A 14,080-nucleotide genomic window follows, 5' to 3' on the forward strand; every position below is an offset into this window, starting at 1 on the left:
ACTTTTAGGGGTCACTTCATTCTGGAACGGCTTTTTTTCTTCTGTAATTTTGTTATAATTTCTAATGTTATGAACAAAAAGGGGTAAGGAGAAAAGACATGGATGAGTTAAGTCTACAGATTGTTGTATTACTCGTTGCTTTTGGTTTTTTGGCTGCATTTATTGATTCAGTTGTTGGAGGAGGGGGACTCATTTCACTTCCTGCACTTATGTTTGTAGGATTACCACCAGCTTCGGCAATCGCTACAAATAAGTTAGCTTCGACAATGGGATCATTAACAAGTACAGTTTATTTTATTCGTTCAAAGAAGGTTGATTTTCGTATAGTGGGAAAGTTAATCCCGTTAACTATTATTGGGGCCATTATAGGAGCTTTAGTAGTAAAATTTATTCCACCAGATATTTTGCGTCCGCTTGTACTGGTAATGTTGGTATTTATTGCGATTTATATTATTGCAAAAAAGGATTGGGGAAGTGTTTCGACCTATAAAAAGATGACAAAAGGAAAAGCATTAATGTTTTACTTCGTTATTTTAATTATAGGATTTTATGATGGTTTTTTCGGACCGGGAACAGGATCTTTTTTAATTTTTGCATTTTTATTAATTGGTTTGGATTTTATTCGAGCAGCTGCGTCTGGGAAAGTTTTGAATTTTGTTAGTAATATTGTATCTTTAATTACATTTTTATTTTTAGACATTATTCATTTTGAATACGGTATTATTATGGGATTATCTATGATTTTAGGAGCATATTTAGGATCAAAGTTTGCTGTGCAAAAAGGTGTTGGGTATGTTCGTACTTTATTTTTACTAGTAACAATTTTATTAATTGGAAAAAATATTATGGAGTATGTTCATATTATTTAGCTTCATACGTACGTGTGAAGCTTTTTTTTTATTTATTATATTTTAAAAATTAATTAATTTTTAAAATATAAGTCTAGGAATATTTGAATAAATCTAAATTATCGTGTAGAATAATGTTGTAAAATGTAAACGTTTTTCTAAGGGGAGGCTAAAAAGAATGGTAGTAGCATACAAACATGAGCCATTTACAGATTTTTCAGTAGAGGCTAACAAGTTAGCGTTTGAAGAAGGTTTAAAGAAAGTTGAATCTTATCTTGGACAAGACTATCCATTAATTATCGGGGGAGAAAAGATCACTACAGACGAGAAAATCGTTTCTGTAAACCCTGCAAATAAAGAAGAAGTTGTAGGTAGTGTTTCAAAAGCAAGCCGTGAATTAGCTGAAAAAGCAATGCAAGTTGCGGATGAAACATTCCAAACTTGGAGAAAGTCAAAACCAGAAATGCGTGCAGACATTTTATTCCGTGCTGCAGCAATCGTTCGTCGTAGAAAACATGAGTTCTCTGCTATTCTTGTAAAAGAAGCAGGTAAACCATGGAATGAGGCAGATGCTGATACAGCAGAAGCAATCGATTTTATGGAATATTATGGTCGTCAAATGTTAAAATTAAAAGACGGTATTCCAGTAGAAAGCCGTCCAATTGAATATAATCGTTTCTCTTACATTCCATTAGGAGTAGGTGTAATTATTTCTCCTTGGAATTTCCCATTCGCAATTATGGCAGGTATGACAACAGCTGCATTAGTTTCTGGTAACACAGTATTACTAAAGCCAGCTAGCACAACACCTGTAGTAGCAGCGAAGTTTATGGAAGTTTTAGAAGAAGCAGGCTTACCAGCAGGCGTTGTAAACTTCATCCCTGGTAGTGGATCTGAAGTTGGTGACTACTTAGTAGACCACCCTCGTACACGTTTCATTAGCTTTACTGGATCACGCGATGTAGGTATTCGTATTTACGAGCGCGCAGCAAAAGTAAATCCAGGTCAAATTTGGTTAAAACGCGTTATCGCTGAAATGGGCGGTAAAGATACAATCGTTGTTGATAAAGAAGCAGATCTTGAATTAGCTGCTAAATCTATCGTTGCATCAGCATTTGGATTCTCAGGACAAAAATGTTCTGCTTGCTCTCGTGCAGTAATCCACGAAGATGTATACGATCACGTATTAAATCGTGCTGTTGAATTAACAAAAGAATTAACTGTAGGTAACCCAGCTGAAAAAGGCATGAACATGGGACCAGTTAATGATCAAGCTGCATTTGATAAAGTAATGAGCTATGTTGCAATTGGGAAAGAAGAAGGTAAAGTAGTAGCTGGTGGCGAAGGTGATGATTCTAAAGGCTGGTTCATCCAACCAACAATCGTTGCTGACGTTGCAGAAGATGCTCGCTTAATGAAAGAAGAAATCTTCGGACCAGTAGTAGCATTCTGTAAAGCAAAAGACTTTGATCATGCACTTGCAATTGCAAACAATACAGAATACGGTTTAACAGGAGCAGTTGTCTCTAACAACCGTGAACATATCGAAAAAGCACGTGAAGACTTCCACGTTGGTAACTTATACTTCAACCGTGGATGTACTGGTGCAATCGTAGGTTACCAACCATTCGGTGGCTTTAACATGTCTGGTACAGATTCTAAAGCAGGCGGACCTGACTACTTAGCACTTCACATGCAAGCAAAAACTACTTCTGAAACTTTATAAGAAATAGATGAAAAGGCCTTCCTATAATGGGGAGAGCCTTTTTCATGTAAGAAAGATTCCGATTAGAAAACAACTATTTTGCTTTAATAAAGTGTAAGAGAGTGAAAAGGAACAAAAGTGCTAAAAAAATTAATTCATTCGTCATATTTTTCTGTATTATTTTTTTGAATTTCCTGTATAATTCAATTTGAAAGAAAATCTATGGTTAGACAAGAGAACACTGCTTTCAGTCTTGCTCACTGAAAGTAGTGTTTTTTTATTTTTTAGCAGGTGTAACTTATAACAAATAGTAAGGTCGTAGTTCGCAAGGAGAGGTAGAGTGTAATACATAAAGCGGTAATGTTAAGCTGTAATTTGATACACTTCCTAAATCTTTAAAAGTTGAGTTCAATAGAAGTTCGGATCAAGCGGATGTAAATGTTGCAGGTCTGCTATATGAAGAGAAATTAAAGAATCAGTTGATTAGAGTAAGAGGTATAGGGAAAAATAAGGTGAAGAGGAAAGCGAGTTTGAGAGACTTCAAGTTATGGTAACCTGTGAATAATAGTATAAAAGATCATGTCTTTATCCCGCCTTAACGGGAAGTAAGACCCCCACCTTAGGATTCAGAGATAGGCGGGGGATCAAGAACCCCCACCACTGATTAAAGTTTCACTTTACAGACATAATCTTTTGTTTCAGATGGAGTTCCTAAAACTTAAAAGCTCTTCGGTACTCATAACATTTGCATATAGGTCATTTAAACTTGCTAAAATTGTATTATGGATATAGACAGCGGGAATCGTAGCATTTTTAAAGAGGAGATCTTTTGTTGCACATGCATCATGTACAACAGTGCAACGAAAACCGAAATCAAAAGCAGCTCTTACTGTGGCATCAATACACATATGAGTCATCATCCCACATATAATAACATGTTCAATTTCTAAGTTCTGCAATTGCTCTAGCAGGCCAGTTTCCCGAAAACTGTTTGGATAGTGTTTGAGAATAACAGTTTCATTCTTTAAGGGGCGAACATTTTCATGAATGTGAACACCTTCTGTATTCGGAAGAAAAAAGGTAGCAGTTTCTTTAATAGATACATGTTGGATATGAAAAATAGGTTGGTTCACTTCTCGAAAATGCTGAAGTAGCTGACTTGCATACTCGCTAGCTTCAGCGGCACCACGTAGTTCCATCTTACCATTTGGAAAATAATCATTTTGAATATCGACGAGTAAAAGGGCTGTTTTCATATCAGTTATCGTCCTCCGTTTTATTTCTTATTCATGTAATGTTATTCAATTAGCAGCGGATATTTTCCTTTCCATAATCCTGATGAAAAATAAAGTTGTTATTTTCTGATATTTTTGTTGACTCTTACTTTTCAGAGTTTTATAATGGGACTTAATTAAACGACAATTAAATTGATACACTCTTATCCAGAGAGGTGGAGGGACTGGCCCTGTGATACCTCAGCAACGGGTTATTTAATACCGTGCTAATTCCAGCAAGCTCTTAGAAGCTTGGAAGATGAGAAGATGTGAATGAGTATATAAGTGCTCTTCTTCTTATTTTTATTATGGATAAGGAGGAGAGCACTTTTTATTTTACCTCAAGGCTCTACTTCAAGTTGTTTCAGCATATAGGAGGGAAGAAGATGATTTTTTTTAACAATGTAAGCAAAGTATATGAATCTGGTGGGAAACCTGTTCATGCGGTAGAAGATGTAACACTGTCGATTGGAAAGGGGGAAATTTTTGGCATTATCGGTTTTAGTGGAGCTGGAAAAAGTACATTGTTACGTCTAGTAAACATGCTAGAAAGACCAACTGAGGGAACCATTTCAATAGATGATAAAGATATTACATCGTTAACAACGAAAGAATTACGAAAACTAAGACAAAGAATTGGGATGATTTTTCAAAGTTTTAATCTATTTAATTCAAGAACTGTTTTTGGGAATGTTGCTTATCCATTAAAATTGGCGAAAGTACCGAAAAATGAAATAAAAGAACGAGTAAATGAATTGCTAAAGTTTGTAGGTTTAGAAGATAAGGCAAACTATTATCCAGAACAGCTATCAGGTGGTCAAAAACAACGTGTTGGAATTGCAAGAGCGCTTGCAACATCGCCAGATATTCTCATTTGTGATGAGGCCACATCAGCGTTAGATCCAGAAACAACGACAGAAATTCTAAATTTATTAAAGAAAGTGAATCGAGAATATAATTTAACAATCCTTCTTATTACACATGAAATGCACGTTGTGAAAGAAATTTGCCACCGTGTAGCCGTTATGGAAAAAGGAAAAGTAATTGAAGAGGGAACATTATTCGATGTCTTTACGAAACCTAAAACGAAGACAACGCAAAATTTTGTGCGCTCTGTTATTAATGATCACTTACCAAAAAGTGTGTTGACAAAAATTCAAAATGGAGGAAGGATTTATCGCTTAACATTCACTGGTGAAGAGACGGGGCAACCTGTATTATCGTATATTGCTAAAAATTATAATGTGGATGTAAATGTACTCTATGGAAATATTATAGAACTACAAAATGTTTTATTCGGAAACCTTCTTGTAGAACTACAAGGAGAACAGAAAGAAATTCAAAAAGCGCTGCAACATCTAAGAGTGCAAGTACAATTGAAGGAGGTTGAAGCCCATGCGAGTTGATTGGAGTATATTTTGGCCTCGGATTTTAGATGCGGCAGGGGATACCCTTTTGATGGTAATTGTAACCCTTATATTCGCTGTAATACTTGGTATACCTCTAGGTTTACTTTTATATGTAACAAGAAAAGGAAACTTTTTAGAAAACAAGCTGGTCTTTTCTATTCTTAATATTGTTATTAATACGATTCGTCCAATTCCATTTATTATCTTTTTAGTAACTTTAAGTCCAATAACAAGAACTGTTATTGGAACAACAATTGGAACGGCGGCAGCAATTTTTCCAATGACACTGGTTGCATCAATTGGAATTGCAAGAATGGTAGAAACAAATCTTGTTTCAGTTCCAAAAGGCGTGATTGAAGCAGCGCAAGCTATGGGAGCATCACCACTAAGAATTGTTTTCGAAATTCTTGTTCCAGAAGCAGTAGCACCATTAATTTTAGGGATTACGTTTATGACAGTTGGTTTAATTGAATTTTCGGCAGTTGCCGGCCTTGTTGGCGGTGGTGGTCTTGGTGATTTAGCAATGACATATGGTTATCAACGTTTTGATACATCTGTTATGTTCGTGACAGTTATATTACTTATTATTCTTGTGCAATTGGCTCAAAACTTAGGAAACTACTTTTCAAAAGTATTTTTACGTAGATCATAAAACGAAAAGGGGAAGAGAAGCATGAAGAAACTATTAGCATTTGCATTATCAACAATTGTAGGAATTACAGCTTTAAGTGGATGCTCAAGTGAAGATACAGGGGCAAAAGGAAAAGAAAAAGTAGTTCGTATCGGTGTAACAGGAACGGATGGAGACGCTTGGACTATTCTTCAGAAGAAAGCTGAAAAAGAAGGGATTAAAATTAAACTTGTGGAGTTCTCTGATTATACAACACCAAATAAAGCATTAGCTGACGGTGATATAGAATTGAACTCATTCCAACATATTGCTTTCTTAGAGCAATTTAAAAAGGAGCATAAGTTAGATATTACAGCCGTTGGTACAACACAGATTGCGCCAATGGGATTATTCTCTGAAAAGTATAAAAAGCCAAATGAAATTCCAGAGGGTTCAGAAATTGCAATTCCAAATGATCCAACGAACCAAGCACGTGCATTGAAACTTCTTGATGCAGCTGGATTATTAAAATTGAAGAAAGACTTTGGACTATTTGGAGATTCAAGTGGTATTGCTGAAAATCCGAAAAAGCTAAAGATTACACCAGTAATTGCACAGCAAACACCCCGTGTATTAAAAGATGTGGCAGCTTCAGTTATTAATAATGGTGTTGCGGGTCAAGCTGGTTTAGACCCAGTGAAAGACCCTATCTTCTTAGAAGATCCAAAAAACGAAAATGCGAAACCATATATTAATATTTTCGCAGCTCGTACGAAAGATAAAGATGATCCAACGATCAAAAAAGTGATTGAATTGTACCATTCAAAAGAAGTAATAGACGCAATTAAGAAAGAAACAAAAGATGGTTCAATAGCAGTAAATCTTTCACTGGAAGAGTTAGAGAAAATCGTAAAATAATATGGGGTTAAACGGACTAACTGTAGGAACCCCTCCGTTGTTAGCTCGTTCGACATATAATCATACTTAACAGACGATACCCTAATTTTGTATCTTCCAATTCTGTATATCATAAAATCCAATGTTTGTTAGGTAAGATGAAAAGACCAGGGAAATTCCTGGTCTTTTTTATTTGATCAATTATTGTATTTATTCAATGGTAATGTTCTTTAAGTTACTAGTTGTAGGTCTCGTTGTTTTTTGCATACAAGAAGAAAGCTCTTCTTGTAAAATACTTAGCACTTTCTTTGCAGATTGCTGAACCGGAGTAGGTAATTCATTCATGATATACATTCCAACTTCCACCTTTGTACGAATTGCTTTTCTTAGTAAATCCTCACGCATGAACAGCACCTCCAAAGCGAATGTTTAATACATCCCCTTCAAATTTTGCACCTTGAACGGATAAGTGCGTTAATGTTTTGGGTAATGTAATGTTTCGTTTAACAGAGCCTGCGCGAATGATGAGTTCATCACCTTTTTGATTTAAAGAAAGCTCACTTTTATCTGAGAATGGAATAGAGAGAACAAAAATATATGCATCTCCATCTTTTTTTACATATTGTGTACGCCCGTTAAATTTTACGGCGGTTGGTTCTGCATCATCTTTGAACAAGGCATCTCCTACACGCTCTAGCATAGGTAATCCAATTACTTCTTGTTCGAACATTGGAGCTTCATAAATAGGAAGTGGTTGAAAGCTATCTTGGATAAGTGCTTTATATTTCTTTTGGGCATCTTTCCATGCTTGGAAGTAGGAGTCAGTAACAGTATCAGGGATGACACGGTTAATCATGATGGCATCGACGTTATAATCATATAAATTTAAATAGGTGAAACTACGCTGTGCTTCTTTAATAACCATTTTTTCTGGATTTACAACAACGCGAATGCTCGTTACTTCTCGATTGGATAAAATATCCCGCATTTCCCCTAGCTGTTCAAGTGTATTCGTTAATTCATCCATAATATCATCAGTAGGGAGTGGGACGCCGAGGAGCGGTTGTGCAACAGGACGGACAACTTTTAAAACTTTTCTTTTAATCGGGAAGAGTTTTTCCATCCACCAACCAAGCATATCAGGAAAGCTTAACATAGCTAGCGTTTCTCCCGTTGGTGCACAGTCAATAATGATGACATCATATGTTTTTTGTTTATAGTAATCGAGTACACGGAGTAAACTAATTAAGTCTTCCATACCTGGGAACATCGTTAATTCCTCAGTTGTAATATCGTCAGCTGCTTTTGATGTGAACAGCAATGTAATATACTTTTGTAATTTTCTCCAGCCTTTTTCCATTTCATAAATAGTATTGATTTCTTGCGCCCATAAATTTTCACGAATTTCTTGTGGTTCGGAAGATAATTTTATGCCGAATGAATCTCCTAAGCTATGAGCTGGGTCTGTACTCATGACTAATGTTTTTAGCCCTTGTTTGGCACTTTGAAGAGCTGTTGCTGCTGAAATGCTAGTTTTTCCTACGCCGCCTTTACCTGTATACAAAATAATTCTCATATTTATATCCCCTTTGTTTCGATTGTCGAATATTACGAGTGTCGAAATATATTTTTGAATAAAAACCCATAAAGGGCTTTATTCGATCGGAATGTTTTTCATGTTAGGTGTAGAAAGCTTTTCGACCTGTTTTTGTTGTGACGTAGCGACGTGATTCATAATCTTTTGGAAGATTTGCAGTAAGAATGCCTTTTCTTCTTCTGATAATGCTCCTGTCACAAGATTAAAGTAATGAGCTGCGTTTTGTTTCACTTCTTGAACGAGTAACATACCTGCTTCTGTTAAGCGAATTAATACGATACGTCGATCACTTTCATTTCGATAGCGCTCAATATATCCTTTTTTGACAAGACGATTTACAACACCTGTTGTTGTACTCATTGGAATATCAAGAAGCTCAGTAATTTTTGTCATCGTAATATCTTTATTTCGCTCCATCCATAAGAGACAGAATACCTCCGTTTTAGAAAGTGATAAATCAAGGCTCACCCATTCTTCTGGATAGAAAAGCTTCTTGGCGTTATCTAGCAGTAAATCTAAAAAATGTTCATATTGCAACAATTATTTCCACTCCCGTATATTTCGAGATTCGTAATATTTATTTTTATTGTATGCATGTTTGAAATAAATGTCAAATCTATATTTTGTTTTTTTCAGATTAAATAAAAAATAAACTTTATAATAGAAAATAATTGTGATAGATCAGTATATTTTACATAAAAACCCATAACAGTAATATAATCACCTATAATTAATATGCAGCTACGAGGGGGAGAACAATGAGAAGGAGAAATACGCAAGCGTTTACATTTTTAGCATGGACTTCGTTTGTTTGCGCACTTTCAGGTATGTTAATTGGTATTTATACATTAGATGAAACGCTTAGTGTAAAAGGGTACTATTTAATAGGTACATTATTTTTAACAATGTCATGTTTTGTGTTACAAAAAACAATTCGTGATAATGAAGAAGATAATGAAAGATTTCCCAAAAGCAAGCCGTCAGATAAAGAGTAATGTACGAAGAAAGGCAGAAGCCTTTCTTTTTTTATGTAAAAATACTGTAAGTGCCGCGTGTTGACTTGCTTGAAGTACTGAAAATTTGGTATCATCAATAGTATTGTAGATTGAACGATATATTATGGAGGTGGCCTAGCCGTGTCAAGAATTTCCGTTGAAAATGTAAAGCATGTAGCGCATTTAGCACGTCTTGCAATTACAGATCAAGAGGCAGAAAAATTTCAAAAACAACTCGATGCAATTGTTACATTTGCAGAACAGTTAAATGAATTAGATACAACAAATGTAAAACCAACAACTCACGTATTAAATATGAGAAATATTATGCGTGAAGATGTACCAGAAAAAGGTTTACCAGTTGAAGAAGTATTAAAAAATGCACCGGATCACAAAGATAATCAAATCCGTGTTCCAGCAGTATTAGAATAGAGGAGGGGAATTTCGATGTCATTATTTGATCATTCTGTATCAGAGTTACATAAGAAATTAAACAGCAAAGAAATTTCCGTTACGGATTTAGTAGATGAATCATACAAACGTATTGCGGATGTTGAAGACAACGTAAAAGCTTTTCTTACATTAGATGAAGAAAATGCACGCGTGAAAGCGAAAGAATTAGATGCGAAAATTGGTGCTGAAGATAATGGTTTACTATTTGGTATGCCAATCGGTGTGAAAGACAACATTGTAACAAATGGCCTTCGTACAACTTGTGCGAGCAAAATATTAGCAAACTTCGATCCAATTTATGATGCGACAGTTGTGCAAAAGCTAAAAGCAGCTGACACAATTACTATTGGTAAATTAAATATGGATGAGTTCGCAATGGGTTCTTCAAATGAAAACTCAGGTTTCTATGCTACGAAAAACCCATGGAATTTAGATTACGTTCCAGGTGGGTCTAGTGGTGGTTCTGCAGCAGCAGTAGCGGCAGGCGAAGTATTATTCTCTTTAGGTTCTGATACAGGTGGTTCTATCCGTCAACCAGCTGCATATTGCGGTGTTGTAGGTTTAAAACCAACTTATGGACGCGTATCTCGTTATGGTTTAGTTGCATTCGCATCTTCACTTGACCAAATCGGACCAATTACACGTACAGTAGAAGATAATGCATACTTATTACAAGCGATTTCAGGTATTGACCGCATGGATGCAACTTCTGCAAATATTGAAGTAGGCAACTATTTAGCTGGTTTAACAGGCGATGTAAAAGGTTTACGTATCGCTGTACCAAAAGAATATTTAGGCGAAGGTGTTGGCGAAGAAGCTCGTGAGTCAGTACTAGCTGCTTTAAAAGTATTAGAAGGCATGGGAGCGACTTGGGAGGAAGTATCTCTTCCACACTCTAAATATGCATTAGCAACGTACTACTTAATTTCTTCTTCTGAAGCGTCTGCTAACCTTTCACGCTTTGATGGCGTACGCTATGGCGTTCGTTCTGATAATGTGAATAACTTAATGGACCTTTACAAAAATACGCGTAGTGAAGGCTTCGGTGACGAAGTAAAACGCCGTATTATGCTTGGTACATTTGCGCTTAGCTCTGGTTACTATGATGCATATTACAAAAAAGCACAACAAGTACGTACATTAATTAAAAATGACTTTGACAATGTATTTGCTAATTACGATGTTATTATTGGACCAACAACGCCAACTCCAGCGTTCAAAGTAGGCGAAAAGATTGATGATCCAATGACAATGTATGCAAATGACATTTTAACAATCCCAGTCAACTTAGCGGGTGTTCCAGCAATTTCTGTTCCATGTGGATTCGGTGCAAACAACATGCCACTTGGTTTACAAATTATCGGTAAACACTTTGATGAAGCAACAATTTACCGCGTTGCACATGCGTTTGAGCAAGCAACAGATTATCATACAAAAAAAGCAAGTCTGTAAGGAGGCGAGCATAGATGAATTTTGAAACAATTATTGGTTTAGAGGTTCACGTTGAGTTAAAAACAAATTCGAAAATTTTCTCTGCGAGTCCAACAGAATTCGGAGCGGATCCAAATACACAAACAAGTGTAATTGATTTAGGATACCCTGGGGTACTTCCGACTTTAAATAAAGAAGCTGTTAACTTTGCAATGAAAGCTGCAATGGCATTAAACTGTGAGATCGCAACAGAAACGAAGTTTGATCGTAAAAATTATTTCTATCCAGATAATCCAAAAGCATACCAAATCTCTCAATTTGATAAGCCAATTGGAGAGAATGGTTGGATTGAAATTGAAGTAGACGGTAAAAAGAAACGTATCGGTATTACACGTCTTCATTTAGAAGAAGATGCAGGTAAATCAACGCATACAGGTGAAGGTTACTCATTAGTAGACTACAACCGTCAAGGTATGTCATTAATCGAAATCGTATCTGAGCCGGATATGCGTACGCCAGAAGAAGCATATGCATACTTAGAAAAATTAAAATCTATCATTCAATATACAGGCGTATCTGATTGTAAGATGGAAGAAGGTTCCCTTCGCTGTGATGCAAACATCTCCCTTCGTCCAGTAGGGCAAGAGAAGTTTGGTACAAAAGCAGAGCTTAAAAACTTAAACTCATTCACTTATGTACAAAAAGGTCTTGAGTTTGAACAAGCTCGTCAAGAAAAAGAACTATTATCTGGTGGTATCATTCAACAAGAAACACGTCGTTATGATGAAGCAACGAAGAAAACAATCTTAATGCGTGTAAAAGAAGGATCTGACGATTACCGTTACTTCCCAGAACCAGACTTAGTTGAGCTTTACATTGACGATGAGTGGAAAGAAGAAGTTCGTGCTTCTATCCCTGAACTTCCAGATGCTCGTAAAGTACGCTATGTTGAAGAGCTTGGTTTACCAGTTTACGATGCACATGTATTAACATTAACAAAAGAGATGTCTGATTTCTTTGAAGCAACAATTGTGGACGGTGCAGATGCGAAGTTAACATCGAACTGGTTAATGGGTGAAGTACTTGCATACTTAAACAAACAACAAAAAGAATTAAAAGACGTAGCATTAACACCAGCTGGTCTATCTAAAATGATTCAATTAATTGAAAAAGGTACAATTTCATCTAAAATTGCGAAAAAAGTATTTAACGAGTTAATTGAAAAAGGTGGAGACCCAGAAGAAATCGTTAAGGCGAAAGGTCTTGTTCAAATTTCTGACGAAGGTACACTTCGTAAGGTCGTAACTGAAATTCTTGATAATAATGAACAATCTATTGAAGACTTCAAAAACGGTAAGGACCGTGCGATTGGCTTCTTAGTTGGTCAAATTATGAAAGCAACAAAAGGACAGGCTAATCCACCACTTGTTAACAAAATCTTGTTAGAAGAAATCAATAAACGCTAATAACGAGATAGCTTAGCTCTTAGAATTAAGAAGTTATTAAACAACAAAGATTAAACAGAGAAAGCACCCATATTTGGGTGTTTTTTCTGAGTTAATCAAACGTTTGTTTNNAAACAAACGTTTGATTAACTGACAAAAGTGAAAAAATGTTTGTATAGCAACTATGGTATGATAGTTGCAAAAAGGTGGAAATAATGATAAATCTAGACATAGAGAGTTTTTTCATCTCGTGAAATAATGGATAATTGTTAACTCCTTGTTTTATATGCAAGAAACAGAAAGTACTATGAAGAATGAAATGATATATATTGTCGATGTAAAGTGATAAGAGCCTAGGTTCTTACTTGTCCTTTTAAATGGGCTAAAAGAAGGATATGGAGATGAGAGGAGGTAGGCATAGGAACGCTGAATAAAAGTTTGGTGTATTCTTTTTTCATAAAGAAGGAAATTCCTGTGCTAATGAATGATGAAGCGAGCAAGAATAATTTATAACCCTACTTCTGGTCGTGAGTTATTTAAAAAAAGCTTACCAGAAGTATTACAAAAATTAGAACAAGCTGGATATGAAACATCTTGTCATGCGACAACGGGTCAAGGAGATGCGACTGTGGCAGCGAGGCAAGCGGTAGAGCGTAAGTTTGATGTTGTCATTGCAGCAGGTGGTGATGGAACGCTAAATGAAGTCGTAAATGGTTTAGTAGGGCATGAACATCGTCCAAAGTTCGGTATCATTCCAGTTGGAACGACAAATGATTTTGCACGTGCAATTGGTGTGCCTCGTTCTATTGAAGAGGCTGCTGATATTATTTGCGAAGGTAATACAGTTCCGCTAGACCTTGGTAGAGCGAACGATACATATTTTATTAACATTGCTGGCGGCGGACGTATTACAGAATTAACATACGAAGTACCGAGTAAGTTGAAAACGGTATTAGGACAACTTGCATATTATTTAAAAGGTATTGAAATGCTACCGTCACTACATCCAACATATGTTGAAATCGAGTATGATGGAAAGCTATTGCAAGAAGAGATTACGATGTTTTTAATTACGAATACGCGCTCCGTTGGTGGATTTGAAAAGGTTGCACCATATGCCTCTATTAACGATGGCTTATTTGACTTATTAGTGCTAAAGAAGGGCTCTATTGCTGATTTAATTAAAGCAGCAACACAAGCACAGCGCGGTGAGCATATTAATAATCCAAAGGTTTTATATACGCAGGCAAATCGTATTAAAGTTCATTCGCCAGATAAATTAATGATTAATTTAGATGGTGAATATGGCGGGGATGCACCAATGGAATTTGAAAATATATATCATTGTCTAGAACTATTTGTTCCGAAGCATCAAGAGGATACCTTATAAAGGTATCCTTTTTATTATTCATACAG

General features: G+C 35.9%; 14 protein-coding genes and 1 riboswitch. Of the genes, 10 read left to right on the forward strand and 4 right to left on the reverse strand.

The genetic code is table 11. The annotated features are described in order from the left end of the window. The first annotated feature begins 98 nt into the window (after positions 1-98). Both CN288_RS12600 and pruA read left to right on the forward strand, forming a co-directional pair. A complete protein-coding gene (locus CN288_RS12600; protein ID WP_026593313.1) occupies positions 99-869 on the forward strand; it encodes a TSUP family transporter in 771 nt (256 codons plus the stop codon). Positions 870-1,026: 157 nt separating this feature from the next. After that, positions 1,027-2,574, forward strand: coding sequence for an L-glutamate gamma-semialdehyde dehydrogenase (pruA, locus tag CN288_RS12605; protein ID WP_026593314.1), 1,548 nt, complete (start codon positions 1,027-1,029; stop codon positions 2,572-2,574). 677 nt (positions 2,575-3,251) lie between these two features. On the opposite strand, the gene CN288_RS12610 is transcribed toward pruA, so the two are convergent. Beyond that, positions 3,252-3,809: a cysteine hydrolase family protein gene (locus CN288_RS12610; RefSeq protein ID WP_026593315.1), complete on the reverse strand. Its 558-nt coding sequence runs from the start codon at positions 3,807-3,809 to the stop codon at positions 3,252-3,254. A 179-nt stretch (positions 3,810-3,988) separates the two neighbouring features. Then, positions 3,989-4,093: riboswitch (SAM riboswitch) on the forward strand. 120 nt (positions 4,094-4,213) lie between these two features. Between CN288_RS12610 and CN288_RS12615 the strand changes: the two genes are divergently transcribed. From CN288_RS12615 to CN288_RS12625, 3 genes are read left to right on the forward strand one after another with little or no spacing between them, the layout of a single operon-like run. Further along, a complete protein-coding gene (locus CN288_RS12615) occupies positions 4,214-5,233 on the forward strand; it encodes a methionine ABC transporter ATP-binding protein (protein WP_098302370.1) in 1,020 nt (339 codons plus the stop codon). Then, a complete protein-coding gene (locus CN288_RS12620) occupies positions 5,223-5,888 on the forward strand; it encodes a methionine ABC transporter permease (protein WP_026593317.1) in 666 nt (221 codons plus the stop codon). The genes CN288_RS12615 and CN288_RS12620 overlap by 11 nt, the downstream gene beginning before the upstream one ends. 21 nt (positions 5,889-5,909) lie before the next feature. Continuing rightward, the gene (locus tag CN288_RS12625; RefSeq protein WP_026593318.1) at positions 5,910-6,764 is read left to right on the forward strand and encodes a MetQ/NlpA family ABC transporter substrate-binding protein; all 855 of its coding nucleotides are present in this window, start codon (positions 5,910-5,912) and stop codon (positions 6,762-6,764) included. 189 nt (positions 6,765-6,953) lie between these two features. On the opposite strand, the gene CN288_RS12630 is transcribed toward CN288_RS12625, so the two are convergent. The 3 genes from CN288_RS12630 to CN288_RS12640 form a co-directional block, all read right to left on the reverse strand. After that, the gene (locus CN288_RS12630; RefSeq protein ID WP_026593319.1) at positions 6,954-7,148 is read right to left on the reverse strand and encodes a DUF3926 domain-containing protein; all 195 of its coding nucleotides are present in this window, start codon (positions 7,146-7,148) and stop codon (positions 6,954-6,956) included. Next, positions 7,141-8,319 carry an ArsA family ATPase gene (locus tag CN288_RS12635; RefSeq protein ID WP_098302371.1) on the reverse strand — a complete coding sequence of 393 codons (1,179 nt, stop codon included), beginning with the start codon at positions 8,317-8,319 and terminating at the stop codon, positions 7,141-7,143. The genes CN288_RS12630 and CN288_RS12635 overlap by 8 nt, the downstream gene beginning before the upstream one ends. Before the next feature lie 78 nt (positions 8,320-8,397). Beyond that, positions 8,398-8,880 (reverse strand): MarR family winged helix-turn-helix transcriptional regulator, encoded by a 483-nt coding sequence (locus CN288_RS12640; RefSeq protein WP_026593321.1) that lies wholly within the window; start codon positions 8,878-8,880, stop codon positions 8,398-8,400. A gap of 218 nt (positions 8,881-9,098) precedes the next feature. On the opposite strand from CN288_RS12640, the gene CN288_RS12645 reads away from it, so the two are divergent. The 5 genes from CN288_RS12645 (at position 9,099) to CN288_RS12665 (ending at position 14,054) form a co-directional block, all read left to right on the forward strand. Continuing rightward, a complete protein-coding gene (locus CN288_RS12645) occupies positions 9,099-9,335 on the forward strand; it encodes a YiaA/YiaB family inner membrane protein (RefSeq protein WP_026593322.1) in 237 nt (78 codons plus the stop codon). Between the two features lie 141 nt (positions 9,336-9,476). Beyond that, positions 9,477-9,767 (forward strand): Asp-tRNA(Asn)/Glu-tRNA(Gln) amidotransferase subunit GatC, encoded by a 291-nt coding sequence (gene gatC, locus CN288_RS12650; protein ID WP_026593323.1) that lies wholly within the window; start codon positions 9,477-9,479, stop codon positions 9,765-9,767. Between the two features lie 15 nt (positions 9,768-9,782). Then, positions 9,783-11,240: an Asp-tRNA(Asn)/Glu-tRNA(Gln) amidotransferase subunit GatA gene (gene gatA, locus CN288_RS12655; protein WP_026593324.1), complete on the forward strand. Its 1,458-nt coding sequence runs from the start codon at positions 9,783-9,785 to the stop codon at positions 11,238-11,240. A gap of 14 nt (positions 11,241-11,254) precedes the next feature. Continuing rightward, a complete protein-coding gene (gene gatB / locus CN288_RS12660; protein WP_098302372.1) occupies positions 11,255-12,685 on the forward strand; it encodes an Asp-tRNA(Asn)/Glu-tRNA(Gln) amidotransferase subunit GatB in 1,431 nt (476 codons plus the stop codon). Positions 12,686-13,148: 463 nt separating this feature from the next. Continuing rightward, a complete protein-coding gene (locus tag CN288_RS12665) occupies positions 13,149-14,054 on the forward strand; it encodes a diacylglycerol kinase (RefSeq protein ID WP_026593326.1) in 906 nt (301 codons plus the stop codon). Positions 14,055-14,080: the final 26 nt, after the last annotated feature.

The organism is Bacillus sp. AFS023182 (assembly GCF_002560575.1).
GTDB lineage: Bacteria > Bacillota > Bacilli > Bacillales > Bacillaceae_G > Bacillus_A > Bacillus_A arachidis.